This is a genomic window from Luteolibacter arcticus (assembly GCF_025950235.1).
Lineage (GTDB): Bacteria > Verrucomicrobiota > Verrucomicrobiia > Verrucomicrobiales > Akkermansiaceae > Haloferula > Haloferula arctica.
On sequence record NZ_JAPDDT010000003.1, the window covers coordinates 83,369 to 109,772 of the forward strand.

The window sequence follows — 26,404 nt, forward strand, 5'->3', positions numbered from 1 at the left end:
ATGAACCCACGATTCGAACAACTCCAGAACCGGACCCGCCGCCATTTCTTGCGCGATGCCGGGCAGTTCAGCCTCGGGGCGATCGCGATGCAGGCGCTCGCCCAAGGCAGCGCGCCCTCCGCCAGCGACAACCCGCTCGACCCGCGGCCAGCGCCAAATGTCCCGAAGGTGAAGCGCGTGATCTACCTGCACATGTCAGGCGGGCCGCCGCACCTCGACCTCTTTGACTACAAGCCGGAGTTGGTGAAGCGCGATGGACAGGACGCGCCCGATCAATTCGTGAAAGGCAAGACCTTCGCCTTCACCAACGGCACGCCGAAGCTGATGGGCACGCCGCGCACCTTCACCCAGCACGGTGATGCCGGGATCTGGATGTCCGACGCGATCCCAAATTTCCACGGGATCGCCAACGAGATGTGCGTGATCAAGTCGATGTACACCGACCAGTTCAATCACGCGCCGGCGGAGCTGCTGCTCTACACCGGCTCGCCGCGCCAGGGCCGGCCGTCGATGGGATCGTGGGTGACCTACGGCCTCGGCTCGGAGAACTCGAACCTGCCGGGCTTCGTGGTGCTGATCAGCAGCGGCGTCCAGCCGAGCGGCGGCCAGAGCTGCTGGGGCACCGGCTTCATCCCCTCGGTCTTCCAAGGCGTGCAATGCCGCTCGAAGGGCGACCCCGTGCTCTACGTCGGCGATCCTCCGGGGATGGACCGCGGGCTGCGCCGCAAGACGCTGGATGCCCTGCGTGATCTCAACCAGGAGCAAGCCAGTGAACTCGGCCACCCGGAAACCGCCACCCGCATCGCCCAGTACGAACTCGCCTTCCGCATGCAGGCCAGCGTGCCGGAGGTCATGGACATCTCGCGCGAATCGAAGGCGACGCTCGAGGCCTACGGGGCAGTGCCCGGCGACTCGAGCTTCGCGAACAACTGCCTGCTCGGCCGCCGCTTGCTCGAACAAGGGGTGCGCTTCGTCCACCTCTTCGACTGGGGCTGGGACTTCCACGGCACCAATGGCAACGAGGACATCCGCGGCGGTCTAACAGAGAAGATGAAGCGCACCGACAAGCCCGTGGCCGCCTTGATCCGCGACCTCAAGCAGCGCGGCCTGCTCGAAGACACGCTGATCGTGTGGGGCGGTGAATTCGGCCGCACGCCCTTCCGCGAAGGCCGCACCAGCGGCAGCGCCATCCTCGGCCGCGACCACTTCCCGGATGCCTTCACGATCTTCCTCGCCGGCGGCGGCGTGAAGGGCGGCTTCACCTACGGCGAAACCGACGAGCTCGGCTTCAGCGTGACCGCCGACAAGGTCCACATCCACGACCTCCAGGCGACCATCCTCCACCTGTTAGGCCTCGATCACGAGCGCCTCACCTACCGCTTCCAAGGTCGCGACTTCCGCCTCACCGACGTCCACGGCGAGGTGATCAAGAAGATCCTGACGTGAGGGTTTTCGCGGGGGTCTAGGCGACGGCGTCCGGTCATTTCAACTCGTCCGCGATCAGCTTCGCCCAAGCCTCGTAGCCGCCAGCGGCGAGGTGGGTCTTGTCGCCGGCCATGACACCGGGCTTGAACTCTCCCTTGTCATCGAGCAGCGCGGGGGCGAGGTCGCGCAGGACGATCTTCTCGCCTCCGCGGCTGCGGGCTTTCACCGCCTCGGCCAGTCGCTTGTTGACTTCGGCGATGACGGCGCGGCCGGGATGCCCGGGAGTCCAGCGCGGGAAAATTTCCATCAGCACGATCTTCGTGGCGGGACACTTCGCGCGCACGCGGTCGCACACGGCGAGCACGCCTTCGGCGATTTCGGCGGGCGAGCAGGGACCGGCGTTGTTCGTGGGCGTGGTGTTGTTGGTGCCGATGTTGACCACGACCGTCTTGGGCTGGATGCCGTCGAGTTCGCCGTGGTCGAGTCGCCAGAGGACATTCTGCGTGCGGTCCCAACCGAAGCCGCAGTTGAGCACGCGGTGGCCGGCGAAGGCCTTGGCCGCGATGGCCTCGCCCGTGCGCCGCTGGGGCGACAGCCCGGTTTCCGGTACGCCACCCCAGGCGTGGGTGAGGGAATCGCCGACGAATACGAGGTCTGGATTGATCGCCTTCTGTTCACGGACGATCGCCTCATGGCGACCGTTCCAGTCATAGCCGTCTTCTTCCAGCTTCGGGACTGGAGCCAGCACGGGGTTGGCGCGGCGCGGCGCGGGCCCGGCGAGGAGTGAGGAAACCGCGCAGACAAGGATAGCGGTGAAGATGCCTTTCATGATGGGATGAGAAGCGAGAATGCAGGGGACGGCGTTTACGTCTGGGCAGCGGATGCCGGCTTTATGGCGAAGGTCACTTCGCGCTTTCGAGCGGAGTCACGTCCACAATCGGTGTCCACACCGCTCTCAATCTTAGAAAGGCAAAGGCCGGTAACCCTTGAGTTACCGGCCTCTATTGAAGTGGCGGGAGTAGGATTTGAACCTACGACCTTCAGGTTATGAGACGGGAGTGATCCATTACCCTATAAAGGATTGCTGATCCGCATGCCCAAGTGCATGCCCAAACCGCTTGATTCCGTGTCCAACAATGCCACGGTGGCCCGGCATGCGCGACAAGCCGAAGCGTCCCAAAAAACCGCCGGTCCGGCAAATCAAGACTGCTGCGGACAAGATTCATGTCCGGGAGATCGAGGCAACCGAGCGGGGCCGGCGGGTGAAGTTCTATCGAGTGGAGGGCTACCTGCCAGACGGCACCCGACTACGCCTACGCTTCAAGACGCTGGCCGAGGCAGAAGGCGAGTTGGCAACCCGTCGGGTGAAGGTGACAAACGCCAAGACGGAGCTGAACACGATCAACACCCCGCTGTCGGCGGATCAGGTGCGGGACGCCGAGGGAGCGCTGAACCGGCTCAAGGGGCGCTACACGCTTGCGGAGACGGTTGAGTATTTCCTGCGCCACTATGCCGAGCCCGAGGACGCTAAGCCCCTACAGGAGGCGCTGAGTGCTTTCCTGGATGCACGTGAGCGGGCCGGTGTCCGGGCTCGTTCCATCGCCCAGCTCAAGGCCACAGTAAAGGCGTTCGTCACTTGGTTCACCCTCGATCAACTCCCGGTCGAGTTTGCGTCTGACCTTCGGTTGGCGAAGGCCAGCGTCGATCCGGGCAAGAAAAGCTCCCCGCGCGCCTTGCTGGCCGAGTTGGAGAAGAGAAATCCTGACTTCCCTCGCCCAGCCGTTCACTCGGTGACGACGGCAGACATCGTCCGCTTCCTCCAATCGATCCGCACGAAGGACGGAGCAGCGACGGCCAGCCGGAAGACGTGGAACAACTACCGCGCTGACCTTCACGCCTTCTTCTCGTGGACTTGTGACCGGCAACGGCGCTGGATCCGGGACAACCCGGTTGCGGGGGTGGATAAGTTCAAGGACGGCCGCGGCGTGCCGACGTGCCTCTCGGTAAAACAGACGCAGGCGCTGATGGCCTACGTGAGAGACTACGAAGGTGGAAAGGTGGCGCCCTTCTTCGCGCTGGCCCTCTTCGCTGGTCTGCGTACCGGGCCGAACGGAGAACTCTACAAGCTGGCCCGTCACAAGGACCGGCCGCAGCTGATCGACCTCAAGCATGGTGTGATCCACGTACAGCCGGAGATTTCCAAGACGCATCAGTACCGACAGGTGATCATCCGCCCGAACCTCATGGCTTGGCTGAAGGACTTCACCGGGGAGATCCTACCGAAGAATCACGACCGGATGATCAAGGACGTTCGCGCGAAATTCCAGCTCGGCCACGACGTGTTGCGACACACGTTCTTCTCGATGCACGTTGCTACTTTCAAGTCGGTCGGAGAGGCGGCCATCGAAGGCGGCAACACTGAATCGGTAGTGAAGCGACATTACCTTAACCTTGCCGGGTACAAGGACGGCGCAGCATTCTGGAAAATCGGACTGCTACCCGGTGCCGGGAAGAAGCCGCGTGTCCGATAGAGCATCAGCGAGTCCGGCAACGGCAGGGGCAGCCCCTTCGCGATGCGTTCCTCGTTGGGCATGTCGATCTTCCGCGCTTCGACCGACGCCACGATAATGCGCGCCATGGCCTTTCCGATGCGCTTATTGACATAAGATGGCCAATTTAGTGAGTTCGGACGCCACCCTCGAGGCCTGCCCGTCTCAGTAGTGCTGGTTTGCCCGTGGATCCTGCCGTTTGATGCCAGCCATTTGTGCAGGCCGGCCTCTTCTTCAACTTCCTCCCCGAGGTCCTCATCCCAGTAGACCTCCGCCTCCTTGAGGAACGCCTTGCAGAGATTGCCCACGACGTTCAGGTCGAGGAGCTCGTCCACCAGCGGGAGTTTCTCAGCGAGGATCTGCAGGGTCTGCTTGTCGCACGCCGGGGTGTAGGCACGCTGCTGCTCCGGCTTCATCTCCAGGACCTTTGCCCAGTCCATGGAGGGCATGCCCTTGGACTTCTGGTTGGTCGATTTGATCGGCGTCATGCCGGAGACATCGAACAGCCACCGGCGCATGTCAGGGGCGCTCCGGATGTTGAAGTCCGGGGAGATGATCAGGTGGTCCAGGACCGCCCTGAACTTCACCACCTGGTCGATGGGGATCTCCGCCTTCAGGCAGGTCCACGCTTGCTCGTGGTGGCCGTCTGCGATCAGAGCGACCACGTCCTTGGTGATGGCCATGGCCTGCGCCACCTTCATCACGCCGAGGGCCTCGATCAGCTTCGCCATCAGGCGTTGCTTGGCATCCTTGAAGACCTTCTGCCGGAACTCCCGGTCCAGCTCCCGCTTCGCGAAGTTGAACAGCTCGCGGAGTTCGTCCATGAGCGGGATGTCCATCGGTAGCCCCACCTCCGAGAAGGTGTAGAACACGTCGGTCACGAACGGTCCGAAGATCGTGTCGTAGTAGTGCTCCAGCTTCTGGAAGTTCATCTGCTTCCGGATCATCGGCACCGCCCGGAAGACGGCGAGGACGTCTCGGCAGGCATACGGGATCAGGATGTTGTCGGGGATGTAGCCGTAGCCGTCCTCGCACAGCTTCTTGTTGGCCTTCTTCCAGAGGATCAGCTCGATGTCGTAGCGCCCCAGGGTGGTGTACTTCATCGAGATGCCGCGCTCCAACTTCAGCTCGCTGGCCTCGTCGATGGTCTGCTGCGCGAACTCGGTGTCCATGTAGCACTTGTGCAGGACATCGAGGCCCAGCCAGTGCTGCATCCACAGGGCGTCCGCGACGTAGTGGTGACCGACGTATTTGACGTTCTGCCGGTTGAGCAGGGGCTGGAGGATGCGGCCCACCGCGGCGTACTGCGCCCGCTTCATCATCAGGGGCCAGTCGGGGTGGCTCATGAAATTCTCAAGCACCCCGTGCTCGGCGTCCATGAAGCGCATCGCCTCCTCCTCGATCAGGTCATTTTCCTCGTCGCCGAACTCAAAGGCCCAGCAGTTCTGCTCGTCCCGGAAGCGGATGTAGATGGCGTCGCTGTCCGTCCATGCCAGCTGCAGCGATCGTAGGTTCCCGTCGACGTGGGTGTTGCCGTGCCACTCACCGTCCACGCTGAACAGGGAGTGCTCTTCCTCGATCATCTGGGCCACCCAGTCCCGGAGGTCGTCCGAGCTGCGCATGATCTGGATCCTTACCGGGAGGTCCTCGATGTCGGCGACCTCGTTGAGGATGTCCAGCTTGCGCTTTACCGCCACCAGGTCGACCCGGAAGCCCTCGTAGAGCTCCGGCTTCATCAGGAGCTCCGTGGGGGAGCGCATGACGTAGATGTGGGCGTTGGCCTTGGTGGACCAGAACCATCCGCCGGTGGCGTCGTCGAAGCCGATCTTCGTGTCGGAGAGCTGGTCGAAGGCGGGCTTGCCGAGGCAGACCACAATCTTCGGCTTGGCCCGTTTGATTTCGTCCAGGAGGATCGGCATCCCCCACTTCAGGACCTTGGTCGCCGGCTTGCTCCGCATCGCGCGGGGCAGGAGCCACTTCACCACCGAGGTGTAGTAGCACTTCCGGATGTCGATCCCGGCCCGGCCGCAGACGTCCTTGAACATGTCCCCGATCGGTCCCCGCAGGTATTCCGCATCCTGCTTGAACTTCATGCCGTACATCGACTGGTAGCCCTCCGAGGCTTCCTCCTCCTGCACGGAGGTGGCGATGAACATGATCTCCGTGGGGAGGTCGTTCATCGGGGGCTTGCCGGCGACGTAGAGCACGTTGTCCCGCCGCGCGGTGGCGGTCAGCGTTTTCGGCTGCCGGGCCTCGTCGTCGTAGGGCGCGCAATTCCTCCCTCTGCCGTGTCATTAGAATTTGAAGGACGACCGTTCCTACTATGCCCCGCACACTCTCTCCTCGGCTCTCCGACGGCGTGGTCCGCTCGCTCTACCGGGAGGGAGAGCGGCGGAGAATGCCGACGACCCGCTTGGCCGTCCTGCTCTTGCGGGAACGCTAGGTGCCACCGGCAGCATGTTCACCGTGTTACCTGATCCCCGCCCGCCCGGCCCTCCCGGCAAGGCGGTCGCCTGAATCATCCGTCCCCGGAACAACAACCCTAACAACAACCAGCCATGGCCATTAAACTAATCGCAAACTACAGCAAGCGCCTGGGTCTCCCGGGCTATTCCAGTCACCAGTTCAGCATCGAAATCGAAACCGAACTCGTGACCACCGACGACGTGGCCGCCGAATCGGCCCGCATCTACGAACTGCTCCAGACCAACGTCGACGAGCAGATGAAATCGACCGGATTCGTGCCTCCGACCGGTTACGGGATGGAGGAGAACCCGCCGGAACCCTCCGCCAACGGGCACACCAACGGAACGGACCGCCCCCCTGCCTCAACCGCTTGGAAGTGCACCGCCAAACAGCGCCAGCTTATTGAAAACCTTGTTGCCGAGCATCACCTCGAAAAGAACGTCGTCGAGAATCTCGCCAACGAGCGTTTCGGCAAAGGCGTCCGCCAGCTCAACAAGGTGGAAGCGAGTGGCCTGATTGACGAGCTGCTAGACACCCACGGCGGGGGGCAACGTCTGGCCACCAATGGCAGGCGACCCGCCTACGCCGGGGTCCACGGAAACGGAGGCCGCCGATGATCGCGCTCGCCGATCCACCGCCGTCCCGGACCTCAACGCTACCGGACTACATCAGCCCGTCGGCCGCAAAGAGTTACCTGGCTTGCTCCCTGCGCTTCTACTTCGAGCGCGTGTTGCAGATCAAGAAGGCGACCACCCCGGCGCTTCACCTGGGCAAGTCGGTGCACGAAGCCCTCCAGGCTTTCCACCTGGCTCGCTGGCGCGGAACCGACGACTCGCCCGAGGTGGTCGCCGCAGCCTTCGAGGATTCATTCATCAAGCTCGAACGCAACGAAGGTCCGGTGAAATGGAAAGAGGGCGAGCGAGAGAAGTGCCGGTTTGCCGGTCTTCGCGTGGTCGCCGCCTACCTGGACAGCCCGGAGGCTCCGACGGCGAAACCACGGGCGGTGGAAGTCCCGCTGACCGAGGACATCGCCGGATTGTGCGTGCCGCTCACTGGGACCGTCGACCTGGTCACCGACATCTTCGCCCCCATCGACTTCAAGTCGGCGGCGGCGAAGCCCGATCCCAAGCACGCGGTCTTCGACCATGAGATCCAGCTCGTCGCCTACCAACTCTTGCTGGAAAAGGCCACGGGTGAGAAGCCTCCGTCGCTCGACCTCGTGTTCCTGGTGAAGACCAAAGTGCCGCAGGTCATCCGGGTGTCCTCACCGCCTGCCGACAGCAAGCGGAAGGACCGGGTGATCCGCATGATCGACACTGCCGTCACCAGCATGTCCGAGGGTCGCTTCCATCCCCAGCCCGGAATGACCTGCATGAGTTGCCAATACCGCAACGAGTGCAAACGCTGGCCGGGAAACATGCCCGAAAGGAGGGCCGCGTGAAGCCGCTCCTCCTGTTCTTCGCCATCGCCACGGTGCTGTTGTTCTCCAGTTGCAGCTCCGCTCCCTCGCCCGATCCCGTGTCGGTGGCCGTCACTGACACTGAACCGCTGGGAGAGGGGATCAAAACCCTCGCCTACGCGCTGCTCGGAGCATCCGTCGTCATCACGCTCGGCCGCCTGCTCCGCTAACCCGCCCCAAAAAATGAACCCCAATCCCTACATCGCGGTCTTCGCCGGCATCTCGATCACGGCGCTCAGCCTTCAGATCATTGAAAGCTACTGGCTTCCAATGGCTCTAGGAGTGGGAGTGACCGTCTTGATAGCCCGCTGGGCTCGATAACCCCCAGCCAGCATCGACGAAACACCCGCCCGGTCATCCCGACCCGGCGGGTGTTTCGTTTTCCAGTCCCCTACCAAATTAACAAACCAACCAGCCATCATCATGTCCCAGCAATACAACCTGCCCCTCTTGGAAGCCGTGTGCAGACGCGGCGTCCTGTGCGCCACTTCGATCCGATTCTGGAGGGGCTGCAAACGCCTTAATGCCGAAGACCTCGGCCTCGATCCCGCCCACGTCTCCGACCGGCTGATCCAGCTTGGTCACAAGCGCCTCATCCCGCGCGAGGCCTTGTCTGCATTCTCGCTGATCGAGTCGCGCGCGCATGCCCTCGTTGAAAGTGGTAGCTTTCCCTTCTTGGGAGGCATTGCACGCTTCGTCCCGAACCCCCGGCTCGCCGCCCTGGTCGACGGTCTCGACAAGCTGCGCGACGAGTTCCGCGATGCCACCCTCGACTTCGTGGCTGGTTACGGCCCGCTGCGGGACAGGGCGATGGAGGAATGGCGTGAAGCCGCCCGTCACCTCAATGGAAGCGCCGAGGCCCTGCTCATTACCATCGAACAATCGTTCCCGCCGGCAGGCGACATCGCGAAGCGCTTTGGCTTCGACACCCGGATGTTCCAAGTCGCGGCTCCCGAGAGCCTGCGCCTTGAGGTGTCCGAGTCCATCGATCAGATGGAAATCGCGGACCAGCGCCGCCGCGTCGCGGAGGATGCCGGACGTCGTCTTCAAGCTGATCTTGATGGCTTCATCAGGGAGTCCGTCACCACGCTCCGGGAGGAAACCGCCCGGCTTGCCTCCGACGTGCTCGCCACCATCGACGGCAGCGAGGGCGGCGTCCACCAGCGCACCCTCAACCGGCTCACAACGTTCATCGACAGCTTCCGCACGCTGAACTTCGCCGGCGACCAGCAGTTGGAGACCACCCTCGAACGCTTCCGCGAGCAGCTGCTCACCCGGAGCGCCGAGGACTACCGCAACGACAGCACCGCGATGCAAAGCCTCACCGAGGGCCTGAACCGTCTCCGCGACAACGCGGTGGCGATGGTCCGCACAGAAGGTCGCGACGTGCTCACACGCTTTGGCCAGCTCGGCGGGCGCAAGCTCGCGGTCGCTAGCTGAGCGTCTATCGAATGTGCCCGGCGGGAGTTGTCTCCTGCCGGGCTACCACACCATATTCTGACACACCCATCACCCGCCTCTATCTGGAGGAGCCTCTGGAACCACGGTTTAGCCCACATGGTCTAACGTCGTCCGCAGCCCCGGCAGAAACTTCACTCTCTCCATCGACGATGCCCCATACCCGCCGCACTCCCCGCCGGCCGCTCCGGCACATCATCACGCTGTCGCAGCTTGACCGGGCCAACACGCAGGTCTCCACCGAGATGGCGCGGCACGGCATCTGGTCGGACGAATTGGCCGGAGTGGGGGTGTTCCTGGTTCCCGCTTCGCTAACCTGCTACGGATGGCACGATGGCAGCATCGCCATCCCCAGCATCTCCGGAGCACACCTTCGCGACCTGTGCAACGGCCAGCACACCCGACTGACGGACGTGTTGCGTCACGAGTGGGCGCACGCTGTGGCGGACACCTTCTCCGGATTCGTCGAATCGGACCTTTTCGTCCGTTGCTTTGACGGGGCTTATCAGGACACCAGCCCGGTGGCAAATTACGACCCAAGCCGCCACGTCACCCGCTACGCCGCCGCCAGGCCATGTGAGGACTTCGCCGAAGTCTTCCATTACTACCTTCGACACAGGAGCCGGCTCCCATTGCGGCTGTCGTCGCGGAAGCCGGTCGTGAAGAAGTGGGAGTTCATCCACCGGATGGCCCGCCGCATCGCCGCGGGGAAGTTCAGCTTCTAACCGGCACCCAATCCCCGCGAGAGCCCGCCCGCCGCATGGCAGGCGGGCTTTCTCGAGTCCGCCACTTTTCACACCCGCCTAATCTGAATCACCCGACCAAACATCCTCCGTCCTGACCCGCTTGTATTTCTAACCACCACTTCTCACCCAATCCACCAAAGCCACTACAACGACTCGACAAGCCAAAAAATTTGCGACCCACCGCGCGAAGGGCGGCTCCATGCAAGGAGCCGCCCTTCGCGCGTAATAAACCCTCACTCCAAACACGACTAACAATCAGAAACATCATGTCACACTTCACCACCGTTAAAACCGAGGTTCGTGACCTCGACGCACTCCGCGACGCCTGCACCGAACTCGATGTCGTGCTTGAGTCCGGCATCATGTGCCGCGGCTATGCTGGCATCAACCGGAACTCCCACCATGTGGTGCGGCTAAAAGGCCCCTACGACATCGCTGTCGATCCCTCCGGTGAAGATGGAGGATCCTATGCACTCACCACCGACTGGTGGGGTGGCCACGTGGAACGCGAAGTTGGCGCTGGCTTCGGTCGTCTCCTGCAATCCTACGGAGTGCAGAAAACGATCCGGGAGGCACGCACCCGGGGCCTTCGCTTCAGCCGTCAGATCGAGCCGGACGGCTGCGTCCTGCTTACCTTGGAAGGAGGTTCGTTGTGATCCGTCGCATCTTGGTCCGGGTGTCGCCGACCGGTGATATCCAGGTGGAAGCGGAAGGCTTCCAAGGCAAAGGCTGCGAGGTCGCTACTCGGGAGATCGAGCAGGCGCTTGGCAAACGCACCGGCCGGACGCTCAAGCCCGAACACCGGCACGGCGGCGTCTCCGTCCAGCAGCAACAAACCCTGGGTGAGTCATGAGCACGACACTTCGCTTCGACCAAAAGGGAGGCATCGAGTGCCTTTACACCGAAGAGGTCGATCTTCGTTCGCTCGGGCGACTACATGTCGTCCGGGCGACTGAGATCGCCTTCGATCAGGATGAGCAGCGCTGGGAGGTCCGCTGTGCGGCCTCCGGGAAGCTCCTCCACTCCGATCCCTCCCGCGCAGCCTGTCTCGCGTGGGAGCAAACTCACCTGCAACCCGGCACCCCAGTGCGCGAATCCACCAAATCCAAATCCCGATCCATCATGAAGAAGTCCATCATCGTCATCCTCGTTCTCGCCGCTGTGCTTGCCGCCTGCGGTCCCGACAAAGCCAAGCTCCGTGCCGAACTCCAGTCGATCGACGCGGAGTTGGTCCAGATCCGCTCCGTTGCCGGACAGTACCGGGCTCGCATGAGCGCGGCGGAGTTCGATGCGTTCGTTGGGTCGTTCGCCGCCGGTTACGGTGCCGTGTCCGGCGACTACCAGCTTGCTGGCGACGGCGTCGGCACGGCGGTCGAGTCGGCTCTCCAGTACGACGCTTCCAGCATCTCGCTGGACCAGCTCAAACAACGCCACGAACAGCTCGCGAAGCGGCGCACGGAGATCGTGCCGCAGCTCGACTGAAACCCGTCGGGCACATGCCCCCGGTCCTCACGCGAGGACCGGGGGCTTCCGTTTTCCGATTAAATGAAATCCGCCGGAAGAAATTACATACCATGAATTTGATCACCTACCTCCGTGCCGGTTATCCCGGCCTTGTCCTCGTCACACCGGAAGAAGCACGCGCCGAAGCCGAACTCGCCGCCGCCTGTGCCGAACTCAATCGCCAACTCCACGCCTGGTCGTCCACCGACGGCCTCGTCGATGTGCAATCTGGGCGCGCCACCCCGTGCCCGGATCCGCTGGAAGCTCTCATGCACGTTGAAATGCTCTTCCGCCAGGAAGGCCAACGCTATGTCGTCATGCTACGCGACCTGCAAATGCACCTCGACCAGAACGACCCTATGCTCGTCCGCCGACTGAAGGATCTCCTTCGTCTTGCCAAGGGTGCCGGTCACGCGCTGGTCCCCACCGGTTGCCGCTTCAAACTGCCGCCGGAACTCGAACACGAATTGGCCGTCATCGACCTCGACCTGCCTGACATCACCAAGCTAGGGGACGTGCTCGACGGCATTCTCCGCTCCGCCGACCGATCGACCGTTGAAGAAGGAATCCGCGAAGATGTCCTGCACTCCGCCCTTGGACTCACCACCGTGGAAGCCGAGAACGCCTTCGCACTCTCCCTGATCGAATCCGGCCAGGTCGATCCGAGCTTGGTCGCACGCGAGAAAGCACGCGCCCTGAAACGCGGCGGTCTCGTCGAAGTGATTGAGGCCAGGCCGAACCTCGACGACATCGGCGGGCTCGATGAGCTCAAGCGGTGGCTCTCCCAACGTCGTCCCGCTTTCGGTGCTTCCGCCCGTGACTATGGGCTGCCGGTACCGAAAGGGTTGCTGATCGTCGGCATCCCCGGGACAGGCAAGAGCCTAACCGCCAAGGCCACCGCAAGCGTCTTGCAACTCCCGTTGCTGCGGCTCGACATGGGCCGGGTGTTCGGCGGCATCGTCGGCCAGAGCGAGGCCAACCTCCGCTCCGTAATCCGAACTGCCGAGGCTATCGCCCCGTGCGTCCTGTGGATAGACGAGATCGAAAAAGGCTTCGGCGGAAGTAGTGGCAGCGGAAGCTCCGACGGCGGCACCTCGTCCCGGGTCTTCGGCAGCTTCTTGTCCTGGATGCAGGAGAAGGAGAAGCCGGTTTTCGTGGTGGCCACGGCCAATGACGTGAGCCAGCTCCCGCCAGAGTTCCTGCGCAAGGGCCGCTTCGACGAAATGTTCTTCGTCGACCTGCCCGATACGGAAGAGCGCAGGGCCATCTGGGAAATCGTTATTGCCCGGCACCGACGCGATCCGATGTCCCAGAACCTCGCCGACCTAGCCGAGGCATCAGACGGCTTCACGGGCGCGGAGATCGAAGGCTCGTATCGCGAGGCCCTACACGAAGCATTTGCAGAAAACCGGGAGCCAACTGCCGCGGACATTTGCTCCGCCATCGCCGCCACCACCCCGGTGTCGAAATTGATGGAGGAGCGGATCGAGGCGTTGCGGAGGTGGTCGAAAGGACGCGCCCGCGAAGCAGGAGTATCACTCACGAAGCCGGCACCCACGACAGCTCGGCCGTCCCGCCGGGTCCAGTCGCTGAACTGACCGCCACGCGCGGTCGACGTGACCTCCTCATTCCCGAGGAGGTCACACCACTTTCCCGCTCTCCCGCCGATCGGCGGGGCCTACCAAACCAACCCCAACCAAAACAACCATGCCCACTACACTGTACTACCGCGAGGGAGGCTCCGACAAAGTCTATCAGACGGACATCGAACCCGCCGGCGATGGCTTCGTCGTCACCTTCGCCTACGGCCGGCGCGGAGCCACGCTCCAGACCGGCACCAAGACCACCAAGTCCGTTAGCCGGCAAGAAGCCGAATCGATCGCCGCGAAGCTCATCGCTTCCAAGCTCGCCAAGGGTTACACGCCGGCCGAGGACGGCACGCCCTACCACGCGACCGGCAACGAGGGCCGTGACAGCGGAGTCCGCCCGCAACTCCTCAACCCGGTGGAGGAATGCGATCTGGCTCGGCTGCTCGGCGACACCCGCCACGTCCTCCAGGAAAAGCACGACGGAAAGCGAATGCTCGTCCGCAAGCTAGGCAAGGACGTCCACGGCATCAACCGCCGCGGCCTCATTGTCGCGCTGCCGCAGCCGATCGCCGAGGCAGCTCTCTGCATCCCGGTTGACTTCCTGATCGATGGCGAGGCTGTGGGCGATGTCCTCCACGCCTTCGATTTGCTTCAGGTGAAAGGAAACGATGTCCGGGATCGCGCATACCTGGACCGCTTCGCGGGCCTGCTCCGCCTGCTCGATGCCATGAGCGCGATCCGGCCGGTCAGCACCGTCGTCGAACCGAAAGACAAGCAGGCGATGTTCGATACCCTTCGCTCCACCGGAGCCGAAGGCGTCGTCTTCAAGGACATGGACAGCCACTTCAAACCGGGCCGTCCATACTCGGGCGGTCCTCATTTGAAGTGTAAGTTTGTCACCAGCGCCTCCTTCATCGTCGGCGCCATCAACAAGCGTCGCAGCGTCGCGCTCGTTCTCCTCGACGGGGACAAGCGGGTGCCCGCCGGCAACGTCACGATCCCGCCCGACCACGACATTCCGCAACCGGGCGAAATCGTGGAAGTGAGGTTCCTATATGCCTTTCCCGAAAGCGGCTGCATCTACCAACCGGTCTATCGAGGCAGGCGCGACGATATCGACCCCGCCGACTGCCACGTCCGGCAGCTCAAGTACAAGGACCAGGGCGTCGCCGCCTGAATCCTCCACCGCTCTTGTAAGGGCACAGCCATAACGCCCGCGGAAAAGACCCCGTTCGCAGCATCTCTGCAACGGGGTCTTTCCGCGTACATCCCCAAACAGCTCTCCTCATTTTTTTACATGTGGTGGCGTGCGTCGATGAGCCCGACTGCGATAGCCCACCAGGCGAGGTGGGAATTCCTTACCGCCACCGACCCGTCCCTCCACACGCATCGCACGTTCTTGAGGTAGCAAGGCCTCTGCCTGCGCAATCGGGGCAGGCGGTCACGTAACCAGACTGAGTTTGAATCGTCCCCTGCCCACCACAAGAATCACATCGAAACGGGTCGTTACCCGTTCTGAGGCGATCGCTCGAATCTGGTAAGGCACTCCAATTCGTCCTTCCACCGGAACTCTGAATCCTGTCTGTCCCAGTGCTGCGAGCACACATGTTGCTGCCGCCAGTGGTCTCCCGGACGGGCTTGACCGACTGCGCCTGACCCAGCACACGCGTTCCTTGCGTTGGCGGATCATAAGCGGCAAACTCAGCTGCCCATTGCTAGTAGAAAGGTGCCACGCTGGCATTCCGGATTTTCACCTTCACGCGAAGCTTACCCTTCTCATCCGGGGAGATGGAAGAAGCCGTAACATTGAGTTAGTATCCTAGAAGCCGCTGAGCACGGATAGCGTTTTTTTGGATATCCGTGAGAGGGCTGGCGAAACAGCATATTCCAGTTATGTAACAGTCCCGTAACCAACCTCGTTCATGCGCACAGGCATCGACAAGAATGCCAAGTTTCTTGGAAATTCCGCATTCCAACAATGGACACGAAAAAGCGGCCGCCCCCTTCCAGGACGGCCGCTGACCTCTTACCCAAGGAAAACCTCACTCGGTCACAACGAGCCGCGCGAAGAGCTTGCCGCCGGGTGCTAGGGCGCGCGGGATCGCCACTTCCACGGAGTCGATGCCGGGCTCGATGTCGTTGGTCGGCGTGACCACCACGCCATTGCTGCCGTGCTGGGCCGGAGTCCAGGCACCGGCCAGATCGGTGTCATAGTGCACCGCCGACTTGGCCGGGTCGGACAGATCGCTGCGGCGGAAAACGAAACGCAGGTGGGTGGCATCGGTCGTCGCCGTCGGCAGCAGCGCGGCGGAGTCGGCGTTCGGATTGGCGGGATTCGGTTGGCCGCCGATGACGAACTCGATGCCGTTGGTGATGCCGTCGAAGTCGGGGTCGGCGTCGAAGTCGGCGGCCGGGCCGGTCAGTCCTTTGGACGCCACCCAGCTCTCAAACGGCGTGCCGGATGCCTCGCCATAGACCAGCACGAGGTTGTTTCCCTGCACCTGCACCGACCACACGAAGGCGGTGGCCGCGGGCAGCGCGCTGGCATCGACCACGAAGGCTCCGGGTGTGAAGCCGCTGATGCCGCCGGTAGTGGCGACCAGCGTGAAGGTCTTCTGCGTGTCGCTGAAATTCGCGAGCGTCTGCGGGGTGATAGAGACGGTGACCGGCGAAACATCAGTCGCGGTGACGGTCACGGCATCTGCGGTGACCGTATCGTAGCCAGTGCCCACAGCGCCGGTCCAATCGGACACCTCGAAGTCGAAGGAGGAGGACGCGCCGAGCGTCAGGGTGACCAGGCCTTGCAACGCACCCACGCTGGAGCCGGGCGAGAGCGTGCCGCCATTGACCGTTACACTTCGTTGTACAGTGCCGCTGCCTGCCAGGGTCGCACCGGCGACCACGGTGACCGCGCCGGCGGAGGTGGGGATCACGCCATCGACCTGGAGAGTGCCTTCCGAGATCATAACCGGGCCCGTTAACGTGCTGGACGGCGAGTTCAGAATCAGCGTGCCCACACCTTGTTTAACGAAGATGCCGGTGCCTGAGACCGGTCCGGCGATGGTGCTGGTGAAGCCCTGCGTGTCGAAGGGCCGGTTGTTCTCGGTACTCGGCAGATTCACGGCACGCTGCGCATTGAGAACGATGTTGTCGGCATCGAAGCGGATCTTGCCGAGAAGGTTTTCGGAGAAGTGGAGGATGTCGTTTTCCGGATCGCCCAAGGCAGCGTCGCTGGTGAAAGCGATAGTCCCGCGGTTCAGATTGACTGTCCCGGTGAAATCATTGGTCGCATTGTCAAAGATCAGGATGTTGTCGTGTTCACCACCGACACCAGTGTCGGAGAACTGGAACGAGCGGGTCGCGACGCCACCGCTGATTTTCCCGGTGAGCCGGATGGCTGTGCCTGGCGTCGGAGCCAATCCGCCCGAGCCGAAGACGCTGAACATGCGCAGATTCCCAGTGCCCGTCACGGGCAGCACGAACGGATTCGAAATCACCGTCTCGCTGCTACTCGCGATACCGAATTCGATCACACCGCCGGTGCTGGTGATGGTGCCGGCCGGGAAGGCGGTGCCAGCCTGCGCCCGCAGGGAGCCATTCGCCACGGTGATGCCACCGGTGAAAGTGTTGTCAAAGGTGAGCGACAGGCGGCCGGTTCCGGCCTTGGTCAGCGAACCGTCGCCGCTTAACTGCCCGCCGAATACGGTATTGGCGTTGTTTCCGCCAACCGTCAGCGATAGGGCTTGTGCATTACTGCCTTCCAGCACGAGATCAGCATTCCCCGCAAGTCCGCCCAGCGTGGCGGCCGTGATCGGACCGAAGGCATGGGTGGACGCTCCAAAAACGGCTTCCAGCGTGCTATTCTGAAGCGCCAATTCGTGGCCGATCATCAGCGAGCCCTCGTTCAAGAGCGTCTTGCCAACATGGAAATTCGGATTGGCCAGCGTGAGCGCGCCCATGCCCGACTTCAGCAATACGAGATTGCCGACGATGCCATTGCTTCCCGTGACCGTGAAATTCTTCGCGGTGTTCTGGAAACTCAGCGCGATCGGAGAGACATTGCCGTTGCTGATATCAACTGTGGTCCCGGTGGCAACGTCGTCGAACAGCACCGCGTCCGAGTTCGCGAAGTTGGCCGCGGTGACGCCGTCGGAAGTGAGCACCCAGTTTTTCGCGCCGGGAATGGCATTAGTACTCCATTCGGAACCTGCCAGTCCGCTCCAAGTGAGATTCTTCGAAACAGGGGCAGCGTCGAACTGGTCCGCAGTGCGGCCGGTGCCGCCATTGTAAAGGTAAATGATCTGAGAGGCGCTGAGCTTTCCGCTGAAAATCGCGGCGTCATCGAGGCGGACTGAGCCTGCGCTGTAGGTGCCATTGCCGCTGCCGCCAATGAGCGTCGGAAACGCCGCGGCCAAGCTGCCGGCGCCGGCACTGCTGAAAGCCGCGGTGGTCTTGCCGATGCTCGCGCCGTTGAGGAAGCGCTCGACCTCATTGGTCTCGCGGTCGAACACGACGACAATCTGGTTCCAGTTTCCGTTGTTGAAGGCGATGTTCGGATCCTTACGGGTGCCACCGCTGGTGTTCCAATTGACCCGGCCACCTCCGCCGGTGGTGCTGGCCGTGCTAAGCGTCCAACCGACGTTTGCGCCGCTGGTCCAGTTCTTGTTTCCGAAGAACCCCTTGTCCGCGGTGAAGCCGACGGTCGTGGTCTGGACCCAAATCGAGATCGTGAAGCTCGACGCGTAGATCGTGTCGAGATTGCCCAGCGTCACCGCCCAGTCGTTCGGCGTCGTGGCGGTGGTGTTGGTGTTCGTAAAGGACGCGGCTTGGCCGAACTTCCCGGTGGTGAAGTTGTCGCCGGGCGTGCCGTTGGTTCCGATGGCAGTGCCTTGGATGCTCGTGCCGGTGCCGGCGTCGAGGGTTCCATCGAGCGGGAGGTAGGCTTCGAGCGTGGCGGCAGCAGCCTCCGGGCTTACAAGAATCAGGACGCCGGCGACGGCATGGTATAGGCGGTGAATTTTCATACTTGCGCTTTGGATCACTGGGAATTTAGCAGAGGTCAGCGCCATCTATAATTGCTCTTCCGCAAGGAAAATTGGCAAACATGCCGCTTAGCGGCGACGGTTGCGACACCTCCAGGCGGGCGAACCATCGAGTAGACTGCGAAGCTGGCACCGGCATCCGCCCGTTCGCAGTCGTGACCCGAGAACACCGCGACGACCTGGGACATTCCCGCGCTTCGCAGACCAGTGTTGACCACCTGATCGAGATACTCCCAATTTCCCTAGTGACTGCAGACGCCGGGCGACTGGTGCTGGAACAGCAGGCACGGCTAGTCAATTTTCGGTAAAGCTGCCTCAAATTTCATCTTCTCGCCACTTTAAGAATTTTAAGTGGCTTGCATACCTAAGCCTTGGAGAGACTCCGCTGCCGAGCCACCGGCAACACCGCCAGGGACGAGAACACCGCGAGCACTATGAACGACACAAACACCGCGTCCCAACCCCAGGTGTTCTTCAGCCAGATTGGCACGATGCCGGCGAAGAGCTGAGCGGTGGATCCAATGCCGTTGATGATGCCAGCCGCCGACGCCGTGCTCTCCGCTCCTCCGATGTCCTGCGCCGCGGTGCCGGAAACGATGGAGTCCGCGATGTAGAGGAAGAAGCCGATCGCGGCGAGGCCGGCAGCATTTCCCCAGATGCCGCCGTCCGCGCTGATCACGCGGTAGAGCAGGACCGCGGCGATCATCCCCAACAAAGCCACCAGCGCGAGGCGCACGCGGTTGTCCGCAAAGTAGCGGTCGCCGACCCAGCCGCCGGCCGCGAGACCGAGGATGCCGCCGACTTCGAAGCCGTTCGACACGTAAGCAGCCGAGTCGTTGGCCATGCCCACCTTGCTGGCGAGGTAGTAGGGACTCCAGGCGAAGAAGGTGTATCGGACGAACTTCAATCCGGTGTAGCAGACCCCTAACAGCAGAATCGACGGCTGGCGGATCATCAGCATGAAGCCACCCTTCGCCGAAGCACCGGAAGCATTGGAGGCACGCCGCTCGAGACGATGGCCGCGGTCCTCCGGCCGGTTGATCAGGAACAAGCCTTGCGCGATGCCCACGACGATCACCGCGATGCCGGTGACGAGGAAAACCTCCCGCCAGCCGAACTTCCCGAGCACGTAGCCCGCCACCAGGTTGGCGACCATGCTGCCGAAGATGTAGCAGGTCATCCACACGCCCATCACCCGGCCGCGATGGCGGAAGCCCACCCATTGCGATACGACTTTGCAGGCATTCGGCCAGCCGGTGGATTGAAAAAGGCCGTTGATCGAAAGGCAGACGGCCAGCACGCCCATGAAGGGAAAGATTCCGAATGCAAGGGTCGCGATGCCCGAAAGGATCATTCCCGCGGTCAGTGCAATGCGCGGGCCTAGACGGTCGCCGAGCGCGCCGCTGAGGAATTGGCCGGTGGCGTAGCACACGCCGTAGGCCGTCTGCACCCAGCCGATGGTCGTGTCGGAAAAACCGCTCTCCACCATGGCTGGCGTGACGACGCCGAGGTGCTTGCGGGTAAAGTAGTAGAAGAAGTAGGCGAGGTAGGACAGCAGCACCATCCGCGTCTGCAGCGAGACGGGCGGCGAGGTGGCGGCGGGGCTTTCGGGGATGGGATTGGGCCTCGTCGTTTGCATGGTGGGAAAGGTGTTACCAGGGCAGCGACCAAGTCTTTTCGTGGGTGAAGAACTTGATCGCCTCGACCACTCCCTCTTTCACCCCCAGCCCGGAATCGCGGGTGCCACCGAAGGGCGTCAGCTCCAGCCTATAGCCGGGGACCTCGTTGATGTTCGTCGTACCGGCGCGCAGTTCCTTACAAGCTTTCATCGCGAGCGAGAGATCATTGGTGACGACTCCGCCACTCAGGCCGAAGGGGCCGGCATTGTAGTAGGAGATCGCGTCATCGAGATCGCGGATCGGGATGATGGGGGCCAGCGGGCCGAAGCTTTCGCAGGCGACCATCTCCGCCTCGCGCGGGACGTTGGCGATGATGGTCGGCTCTAACAAAGCCCCGCGCCGTCCGTTGCCGAGAAGGACTTTCGCACCCATGGCGACCGCCGCTTCGACGCGGCGCTGGAGTTCCACCGCGGCGGGCGCGTGGATCACGGTACCAACGACCGTGGCCGGATCCTCCGGGTCGCCACCGGGATACTCGCGGCGGACGAGATCGACGAAGCGCGCCGTGAAGGCGTCGAGGATGCTCTCCTGAACGAGGATGCGCTTCACCGCGGTGCAGCGCTGGCCGGAGTTCCGGAACGAGCCTTCGGCGGCAAGTTTCGCGGCGAGGTCGAGATCCGCGTCCTCCAGCACGATCAGCGGCGAGTTGCCGCCGAGTTCGAGGCAGATCCGCTTATAGCCGCAGGTGCGGGCGATGCTTTTCCCGATTTCCACCGAGCCGGTGAAGGTGACGATTTCCACGCGGTCGTCGGTGATCATCGGCGTGACGATGTCGTCGATACCGCCGACGAAGAGGCTCAGCATCGGGCCCGGCAGCCCGGCTTCGTAGAGCACTTCGGCGAACTTCAGCGCGGTGAGCGGCGTGCGATCGGAGGGCTTCAGCAACACCGGCGCTCCCGCCGCGATGGCCGGCGCGAGCTTGTGGACGACCTGATTGAGCGGGTGGTTAAATGGCGTGATCGCACCGACCAGCTTCACCGGGTAGCGCGAGGTGAAGACTTTCCTTGGACGGCCGTTCGGCGTGATGTCGCAGGAAAAGATCCGGCCGTCGTCGCGCAGCGCTTCCATCGCGGCGAAGTCGAGCACGTCGGAACTACGGGTGGTCTCGTATTTCGCCTCGCGGATCGCCAGACCGGTCTCGCGGGTGATCAGTGCGGCGAACTCGTCACGCCGCTCGGCCAACAGAACCGCGGCGCGGCGCAGGATGTCGTGGCGGTCACGGCGGGTCAGCAACTCGTTCGGAAAGGCAAGCGCCGTAGTGATCGCGCTTTCGAGATGCTCCGGTCCGATCAGCGAGGCGCTGCCGGTGAGCGAGTCATCCCACGGATAGCGGACCTCCAGCGCGCGGCCGGTGGTCACCGCTTCGCCGGCGACGTAGGAAGGAAGGTGGACGGGTGACCAAGCCATGACGGGAAGGATTCAGACGCTACAGGCAAAGAAGAACACATCGAAATTCCGCGGATCACCCTCGGCGACCCGCTTCAGGTCAGGCGTGAGCGGCTTGGAAATCACCAGCGGCACCATTTCCTCGTAACGTCCGCCGTGGGAGCGGAGGCCGCCCTTGAGGACGGAAAGGTCGTGATGTTCCGGCGACTTCCCGACGACCACATCGCGGCCGGACAGGACGACGAGATCGCCGATGCGGTCCGGTGCGAGCTCAAGTTTGTCAACGGCTTGCTCGCGGGTGAGCACTTCGGTGATGCCCTTCTGGGAGAAGAGGAAATCCGCAACCGCACTGCTCAGCGCCGGATCGTCGAGGTGCACCATCACCAGCGATCCGAGCGCGCCGTGGTGGACGACGTAGGGATCGGTGATCGGGCAGATCACGCGCAGGGCATTGCCGAACTTCTCCCTCAACAACGACTCAACGAAAATGACCTTGGGATCTCCCGCGGCATCGTTCTTTGCGTTCATGCCATGGTCCGCGGTCAGGGCGACGGTGCAACCGGCGTCTAACAAACGACCGATAGCGGCATCGATCTTCGCGTGGAAGTCGAGGATCTCCGGTGCTTCCGGGCCGAACTTGTGCTGCATGAAGTCCGTTGTCGAAAGGTAGAGGAAGTCCGCCACGCCCTGCTCGGCCAGCGCGGCACCGGCTTCGAGCACGTAGATCGAGGCATCGCCCGAATAGATCTCCGGTCGCGGCTTGCCGATGATCTCCATGGCGTTTTCGATGCCGTGGGTTTCCTTCTTCGCCTCATCGACCTTCTCCGAGGAAAACACGATCCCGCCGCGCTCGACCACACCGTCGCCGAGGACGGTGCGCAGCTTTTCCTTCGCCGTGATGAAAGCGACCTTGCGCCCCGCATCGGCCGCGGCGGTGAGCAGGGTGCCGCAGCGGCGGAACTCGGGGCCGTTCATCATCACTTCCTCGCCGGTCTCGGGATTGAGGAAGAAGTTCCCGCAGATGCCGTGCACGCGAGGTGGCACGCCGGTGACAATTGAGCTGTTGTTGACGTTGGTGAAGGACGGCAGAGCGCCACGGACCATGCCGCGCCAGCCATCGCGGGCCATCGAGGCGAGGCGTGGCATCTTGCCGCGAGCAATGGCGGTGCTCAGATATTCGTCGGCGCAGCCGTCAAGGCAGATGACGGCGACGGGGTTCGGCGGCAGCGGATAGACACGGGCGTTGGCTTTGAAGGTGCTCATGTGGATGGTGAAATTCAGACGGCCCGGGTCACCGGTTTGGCGGAATGATGGCGGCCGAAGAGATGGATGGCAAAGCTCCCCTGCTTGACGGAGGCGGCACTGAGGATGCTGCGATCGGAACGCTTCACGTAGCCGAGCGCGACACTGCGGCCGAGCGTCGGGCTCCATGCCGCGCTGGTGGTGTAGCCGGCGGGTTCGCCGTCCCACAGAATCGGCTCGCCGCCCCAGAGGAGAGGTTCGGGCTCGTCGAGCACCAAGCAAATCAGGCGTTTGCGGACGCCCTCGGTCTTCTGAGCGACGAGAACTTCCTTACCGAGGAAGTCCTTGGACCAATCGACGGCGAAACCGAGGCCGGCTTCGAGCGGCGTCTCCGCGGCGGACAGCTCGTGACCGTAGGCACGGAAAGCCTTCTCGATCCGCAGCGTGTTGATTGCGTGGGTGCCGATCGGCCGGATGCCATGAGGGCCCCCGGCCACCATGAGATGGTCCCAAAGCTCGCCAGCACGATCTTTCGCGACGTGCAGCTCCAAGCCTGGCTCGCCCACATAGCTGATATGAACGGCGCGCAATGGAATGTCCGCGACGATGGCCTCACGCGAAGTGCCGAAAGGAAAATCCGTCACGTCGAACAGAGGGGCAAGCACCTCGAAGGCCTGCGGCCCCATGACCGAAACAACGTTGATCGCCTCGGTCACGTCGCGGACCGACACCGAACCGTCGTTCGGCAGGTGCTTGAGCAACCAGTCGGCATCGCGGCTCTGCTGGGCGGTGCCGGTCACGAGATAAAACGCCTCGCTCGCCGTGCGAATCACGGTGAGGTCGCTCTCGAAGGTGCCCTTGGCATTGAACAGACCGGTATAGACCGTTTTGCCCACGGGCACGTCGATGTTGCCCCCACACAAGTACTGCAAAAGCCGTAGTGCACCTGGCCCGCTCGCCTCGAACTTCGCGAACGTTGATTGATCAAGCAATGCGACGCCGCCTCGGCAGGCGAGCGATTCTTCCTCGGCCCATGGCTGCCAGTTTTGACGGAGGAACGTATAACCGATCCCCGGCTCGATGCCGACCGGTGCATAGGCCAGCGGCCGCTCCCAACCGGCGGTCTCGACGAACACTGCATTGAGCGCGCGGTGCCGATCGTATAGCCCCGAAGCACGGATTCCGCGGGACGTTTCCATCTGCCGGTTTGGCCAGGCCATTTGGTAGTGGAGGCCGAGCACCTCGCTGACCCGCTCTTGCAAGTAAGCCCTGCCGTTTTGAAATGGCAGGAAACGCCGGATATCGACCGAGCCAAGGTCGAGCGACATGCCGCCGTTTTCGATCCACTCGACGGCATACTTCGACGCGCCTCCGGAACAAGCGATGCCCGCGGAGTTCCAGCCGCCGAGGACAAACAGGCCCTCCGTCGCGTGCGGCTGGCCCATCAGGAAATTGTTGTCCGGCGTGAAGGCCTCGGGGCCGTTGACGAACTTCACCACGTCGTCGCGCGTAATGCCGCGCAGGCGGTGGCAATGTGCGGCGAAGGGTTCCGCGAAGTCCGGCCAATCCGGCTCCAACAAGCCGAACGAGAAGTCCTGCGGTACAGCATCGCCGATCTGCCAAGGCTTCGAGCGTTTCTTGAAGGCACCGAGTTTCATGCCGCCGTCATCGAGTGCGCGGAAATACAGCCCGGCATCCGGATCGCGCGAACATGGCGAGTTCCGCGTGACCCCATCAATCGGCCGAGTGACGACGTAGTGGTGCTCGCAAGGATAGACGGGAATGTCGATGCCCGCCGCGAGGCCAAGTTGCCGCATCCACATGTTGCCGGCTAGGACTACCCATTCCGCGGTGATCTCCCCCTGCGTGGTGGACACGCCAGTGATGCGCTTGATACCACGACTATCCTTATGATGGAGCAGCCCGGTGACGCGGACGCCCTCGTGAATCGCGACACCTCGCTGCATGGCACCCTTGGCCAAGGCGATGGTGCATTCGCCGGGCAGGACGCGACCGTCGCCCGGCAGATGAACTCCACCAATGACGTCTGCTATGTGCATCATTGGATAATACTCGCGACACTGCTCAGGGGTGATCAGCCGGGCTTCAACGCCAAAGACCTCGGCCATCGCGGCGTTCCGTTGAAGCTGGAGCAATCGTTCGGTGCAGGAGGCGAGTTGCAGGCCGCCGCATTGCAGCCAGCCGGGATCGTGACCGGTGTCGGCGAGCAGGCTGGCAAAGAGTTCCGTCGAAGCCTTGTTGACCTTGGTTTGCGCGGAACTCGAGCGGAGCTGACCGACTTGCCCGGCCGAGTGCCAGGTCGTGCCGGACGCGAGTTTCGATTGCTCTAACAAGTGCACGTCTTTCCAGCCCGCCTTTGCGAAATGGTAGGCCATGCCAGCGCCGGCAATCCCGCCGCCGACTATCACGATCCGCGCGGATTTCGGAAAGGGGAAATCGGACGCATGGAAGCTCGCCCGGACCGGGGTGTTGTCGTACCGTGTTTCCACTCCGTTGTCAGGCGATCAGTTCGCGGTTCGCGAAGAAGCGGTCGGCGAGGCCGAAGGACATCGTCATGCCGGAGCCGCCCATGCCGGTGGCGATGTGGACACCGGGCAAGGGCTCGGCGCGGAACTCAGCACCGTCGGTATTCTTCGCGTAGATCCCGTGCCAGCGCTCTGCGATGGTCCAGTTGGGGAAATCGTAGAGCTTGTGCAGCTCGCGCAGCATCAGGGAGTCGATCTCTTCCTTGTCGAAGATCTCGATGTCGCTGCCGTATTCGTGGGAATCGCCGAGAACGATCCCGCCGAAGCGGTCCTGCGACGCCATCACGTGGATGCCGTAACGATCGAGCTCCGGCGTTTCGCGGGCGATCCGTTCCTTCACCACGGAGAGCGTCGGGCAGATCTCGAAATTCGCGTAGTGACGCAGGGTCAGCCCGCTGGCGAGCATCGGGCCGAGCTGCCAGCCGCCGGGCTGCGGGACAGTGCGCAGCATTTGAAGCTTGCAGGGCTTCATTGGCGCGGCTGCGAACACTTCCGGAAACAGCGTCTCGAAGTCGTGGCCGGAGCAAACAAAGATCTCGTCAAAGGAATATTTGTCGCCGCCGCCGGTGCGCAGCACGCCGCTACGCGCCTGGACTACGGCGGCGCTATAGTGAAATCGTACGCCATATTTTGCGGCGAGGAACTTGGGCAGCGCGGCCAATACCTCGCGCGGATCGAGATTGATCTCCGTCGGGCTGAAAAGACCTGCCTTCGTCACGCCCCGGCGCACGCCGGAGCAGCGCTCTTCGACCGTCGCGCGGGTCCACAGTTCGCATTCGTAGCCAAGGTCGCCGCCGAGCTTCGCGAACTCTTCCAGCACCGCGGCCTCGTCGTCGCGATCAACCACATGAACCGAGCCGCAGGGTCTGGCGTGGATACCGGTCGCCGCGATCAACTCGCGCCAGAGTTCGCCGCTCCGCATCGCTACGGGATGAAGTTCGGCCGGCTGGCCCAATGGCCAGAACATGCCGAAATTCCGCACGGAAGCGCCGCGCGCTTTGTCACTGCGGTCGAACACCGTTACCTGGCTGCCGGCGCGCGCCGCCGCCCAGGCATTGGCGAGCCCCACGATCCCTCCGCCGACGATTCCGACCCGATTGGATTTCCCGCTCATAATGTTACTCTATAAATAATTTACGTTCTCTAACCGCCAAGCCTGGCCCCTCAATTCCCAGCTTCCTTCTCAAGTCGAATCAGGTCGAACAGTCGGGAGCGCAGGGCAACGACAAGACGGGTTCGAATCGACACTTCCTGCGAGGCTACTACTCCCGCATGAGCCCATCTATGGGAGGATCGCAAAAATTCATTGCATAT

At 62.8% G+C, this 26,404-nt stretch carries 21 protein-coding genes; 13 read left to right on the forward strand and 8 right to left on the reverse strand.

Annotated elements, in window-relative coordinates:
* Window positions 1–1,446 carry a DUF1501 domain-containing protein gene (locus tag OKA05_RS08670; RefSeq protein ID WP_264486734.1) on the forward strand — a complete coding sequence of 482 codons (1,446 nt, stop codon included), beginning with the start codon at window positions 1–3 and terminating at the stop codon, window positions 1,444–1,446.
* Between the two features lie 34 nt (window positions 1,447–1,480).
* On the opposite strand, the gene OKA05_RS08675 is transcribed toward OKA05_RS08670, so the two are convergent.
* Window positions 1,481–2,254: a GDSL-type esterase/lipase family protein gene (locus OKA05_RS08675; RefSeq protein WP_264486735.1), complete on the reverse strand. Its 774-nt coding sequence runs from the start codon at window positions 2,252–2,254 to the stop codon at window positions 1,481–1,483.
* 307 nt (window positions 2,255–2,561) lie between these two features.
* Between OKA05_RS08675 and OKA05_RS08680 the strand changes: the two genes are divergently transcribed.
* Window positions 2,562–3,956, forward strand: a complete 1,395-nt coding sequence (locus tag OKA05_RS08680; protein WP_264486736.1) for a tyrosine-type recombinase/integrase — start codon at window positions 2,562–2,564, stop codon at window positions 3,954–3,956.
* Here the strand turns inward: OKA05_RS08680 and OKA05_RS08685 are convergent.
* Window positions 3,866–6,154, reverse strand: a complete 2,289-nt coding sequence (locus OKA05_RS08685) for a uracil-DNA glycosylase family protein (protein WP_264486737.1) — start codon at window positions 6,152–6,154, stop codon at window positions 3,866–3,868. The two genes, OKA05_RS08680 and OKA05_RS08685, sit on opposite strands and share 91 nt — an antisense overlap.
* A 378-nt stretch (window positions 6,155–6,532) precedes the next feature.
* Between OKA05_RS08685 and OKA05_RS08690 the strand changes: the two genes are divergently transcribed.
* From OKA05_RS08690 to OKA05_RS08740, 11 genes are all read left to right on the forward strand, one after another.
* Complete coding sequence (locus tag OKA05_RS08690) at window positions 6,533–7,057, forward strand: hypothetical protein (RefSeq protein WP_264486738.1); 525 nt, start codon at window positions 6,533–6,535, stop codon at window positions 7,055–7,057.
* Complete coding sequence (locus tag OKA05_RS08695) at window positions 7,054–7,881, forward strand: RecB family exonuclease (RefSeq protein WP_264486739.1); 828 nt, start codon at window positions 7,054–7,056, stop codon at window positions 7,879–7,881. The genes OKA05_RS08690 and OKA05_RS08695 overlap by 4 nt, the downstream gene beginning before the upstream one ends.
* The gene (locus OKA05_RS08700) at window positions 7,878–8,069 is read left to right on the forward strand and encodes a hypothetical protein (protein ID WP_264486740.1); all 192 of its coding nucleotides are present in this window, start codon (window positions 7,878–7,880) and stop codon (window positions 8,067–8,069) included. The genes OKA05_RS08695 and OKA05_RS08700 overlap by 4 nt, the downstream gene beginning before the upstream one ends.
* A 13-nt stretch (window positions 8,070–8,082) precedes the next feature.
* Complete coding sequence (locus OKA05_RS08705) at window positions 8,083–8,220, forward strand: hypothetical protein (protein WP_264486741.1); 138 nt, start codon at window positions 8,083–8,085, stop codon at window positions 8,218–8,220.
* Between the two features lie 102 nt (window positions 8,221–8,322).
* A complete protein-coding gene (locus tag OKA05_RS08710; protein WP_264486742.1) occupies window positions 8,323–9,339 on the forward strand; it encodes a DUF3150 domain-containing protein in 1,017 nt (338 codons plus the stop codon).
* 170 nt (window positions 9,340–9,509) lie between these two features.
* Window positions 9,510–10,082 (forward strand): hypothetical protein, encoded by a 573-nt coding sequence (locus OKA05_RS08715; protein WP_264486743.1) that lies wholly within the window; start codon window positions 9,510–9,512, stop codon window positions 10,080–10,082.
* A 287-nt stretch (window positions 10,083–10,369) separates the two neighbouring features.
* Window positions 10,370–10,759, forward strand: a complete 390-nt coding sequence (locus OKA05_RS08720; RefSeq protein ID WP_264486744.1) for a DUF1257 domain-containing protein — start codon at window positions 10,370–10,372, stop codon at window positions 10,757–10,759.
* Window positions 10,756–10,956, forward strand: a complete 201-nt coding sequence (locus OKA05_RS08725; protein WP_264486745.1) for a DUF2997 domain-containing protein — start codon at window positions 10,756–10,758, stop codon at window positions 10,954–10,956. Before OKA05_RS08720 ends, OKA05_RS08725 begins: the two co-directional genes overlap by 4 nt.
* Window positions 10,953–11,585, forward strand: a complete 633-nt coding sequence (locus OKA05_RS08730; RefSeq protein WP_264486746.1) for a hypothetical protein — start codon at window positions 10,953–10,955, stop codon at window positions 11,583–11,585. Before OKA05_RS08725 ends, OKA05_RS08730 begins: the two co-directional genes overlap by 4 nt.
* Window positions 11,586–11,677: 92 nt before the next feature.
* Window positions 11,678–13,204: an AAA family ATPase gene (locus OKA05_RS08735; RefSeq protein WP_264486747.1), complete on the forward strand. Its 1,527-nt coding sequence runs from the start codon at window positions 11,678–11,680 to the stop codon at window positions 13,202–13,204.
* 109 nt (window positions 13,205–13,313) lie between these two features.
* A complete protein-coding gene (locus OKA05_RS08740) occupies window positions 13,314–14,372 on the forward strand; it encodes a WGR domain-containing protein (protein WP_264486748.1) in 1,059 nt (352 codons plus the stop codon).
* Between the two features lie 865 nt (window positions 14,373–15,237).
* Here the strand turns inward: OKA05_RS08740 and OKA05_RS08745 are convergent.
* The 6 genes from OKA05_RS08745 to OKA05_RS08770 all read right to left on the reverse strand — a co-directional run bounded on the left by OKA05_RS08745 (window position 15,238) and on the right by OKA05_RS08770 (window position 26,204).
* On the reverse strand, window positions 15,238–18,219 hold the full coding sequence (locus tag OKA05_RS08745) for a beta strand repeat-containing protein (RefSeq protein WP_264486749.1): 2,982 nt from the start codon (window positions 18,217–18,219) through the stop codon (window positions 15,238–15,240).
* 382 nt (window positions 18,220–18,601) lie between these two features.
* On the reverse strand, window positions 18,602–19,876 hold the full coding sequence (locus OKA05_RS08750) for an MFS transporter (RefSeq protein WP_264486750.1): 1,275 nt from the start codon (window positions 19,874–19,876) through the stop codon (window positions 18,602–18,604).
* A 13-nt stretch (window positions 19,877–19,889) separates the two neighbouring features.
* On the reverse strand, window positions 19,890–21,323 hold the full coding sequence (locus OKA05_RS08755; protein WP_264486751.1) for an aldehyde dehydrogenase family protein: 1,434 nt from the start codon (window positions 21,321–21,323) through the stop codon (window positions 19,890–19,892).
* Window positions 21,324–21,335: 12 nt separating this feature from the next.
* The gene (phnA, locus tag OKA05_RS08760) at window positions 21,336–22,565 is read right to left on the reverse strand and encodes a phosphonoacetate hydrolase (RefSeq protein WP_264486752.1); all 1,230 of its coding nucleotides are present in this window, start codon (window positions 22,563–22,565) and stop codon (window positions 21,336–21,338) included.
* 14 nt (window positions 22,566–22,579) lie between these two features.
* Window positions 22,580–25,054 (reverse strand): GcvT family protein, encoded by a 2,475-nt coding sequence (locus OKA05_RS08765; RefSeq protein ID WP_264486753.1) that lies wholly within the window; start codon window positions 25,052–25,054, stop codon window positions 22,580–22,582.
* A gap of 7 nt (window positions 25,055–25,061) precedes the next feature.
* Window positions 25,062–26,204: a TIGR03364 family FAD-dependent oxidoreductase gene (locus OKA05_RS08770; RefSeq protein WP_264486754.1), complete on the reverse strand. Its 1,143-nt coding sequence runs from the start codon at window positions 26,202–26,204 to the stop codon at window positions 25,062–25,064.
* Between the last annotated feature and the right edge of the window lie 200 nt (window positions 26,205–26,404).

Bases quoted from the DNA above. Each gene is read 5' to 3' on its own strand.
- OKA05_RS08755 (WP_264486751.1), bottom strand. From the start codon at position 21,323: ATGGCTTGGTCACCCGTCCACCTTCCTTCCTACGTCGCCGGCGAAGCG.
- OKA05_RS08715 (WP_264486743.1), top strand. From the start codon at position 9,510: ATGCCCCATACCCGCCGCACTCCCCGCCGGCCGCTCCGGCACATCATC.
- OKA05_RS08695 (WP_264486739.1), top strand. From the start codon at position 7,054: ATGATCGCGCTCGCCGATCCACCGCCGTCCCGGACCTCAACGCTACCG.
- OKA05_RS08680 (WP_264486736.1), top strand. From the start codon at position 2,562: ATGCCACGGTGGCCCGGCATGCGCGACAAGCCGAAGCGTCCCAAAAAA.
- OKA05_RS08745 (WP_264486749.1), bottom strand. From the start codon at position 18,219: ATGAAAATTCACCGCCTATACCATGCCGTCGCCGGCGTCCTGATTCTT.
- OKA05_RS08720 (WP_264486744.1), top strand. From the start codon at position 10,370: ATGTCACACTTCACCACCGTTAAAACCGAGGTTCGTGACCTCGACGCA.
- OKA05_RS08670 (WP_264486734.1), top strand. From the start codon at position 1: ATGAACCCACGATTCGAACAACTCCAGAACCGGACCCGCCGCCATTTC.
- phnA (WP_264486752.1), bottom strand. From the start codon at position 22,565: ATGAGCACCTTCAAAGCCAACGCCCGTGTCTATCCGCTGCCGCCGAAC.
- OKA05_RS08740 (WP_264486748.1), top strand. From the start codon at position 13,314: ATGCCCACTACACTGTACTACCGCGAGGGAGGCTCCGACAAAGTCTAT.
- OKA05_RS08730 (WP_264486746.1), top strand. From the start codon at position 10,953: ATGAGCACGACACTTCGCTTCGACCAAAAGGGAGGCATCGAGTGCCTT.
- OKA05_RS08710 (WP_264486742.1), top strand. From the start codon at position 8,323: ATGTCCCAGCAATACAACCTGCCCCTCTTGGAAGCCGTGTGCAGACGC.
- OKA05_RS08690 (WP_264486738.1), top strand. From the start codon at position 6,533: ATGGCCATTAAACTAATCGCAAACTACAGCAAGCGCCTGGGTCTCCCG.
- OKA05_RS08685 (WP_264486737.1), bottom strand. From the start codon at position 6,154: ATGAACGACCTCCCCACGGAGATCATGTTCATCGCCACCTCCGTGCAG.
- OKA05_RS08750 (WP_264486750.1), bottom strand. From the start codon at position 19,876: ATGCAAACGACGAGGCCCAATCCCATCCCCGAAAGCCCCGCCGCCACC.
- OKA05_RS08705 (WP_264486741.1), top strand. From the start codon at position 8,083: ATGAACCCCAATCCCTACATCGCGGTCTTCGCCGGCATCTCGATCACG.
- OKA05_RS08770 (WP_264486754.1), bottom strand. From the start codon at position 26,204: ATGAGCGGGAAATCCAATCGGGTCGGAATCGTCGGCGGAGGGATCGTG.
- OKA05_RS08735 (WP_264486747.1), top strand. From the start codon at position 11,678: ATGAATTTGATCACCTACCTCCGTGCCGGTTATCCCGGCCTTGTCCTC.
- OKA05_RS08675 (WP_264486735.1), bottom strand. From the start codon at position 2,254: ATGAAAGGCATCTTCACCGCTATCCTTGTCTGCGCGGTTTCCTCACTC.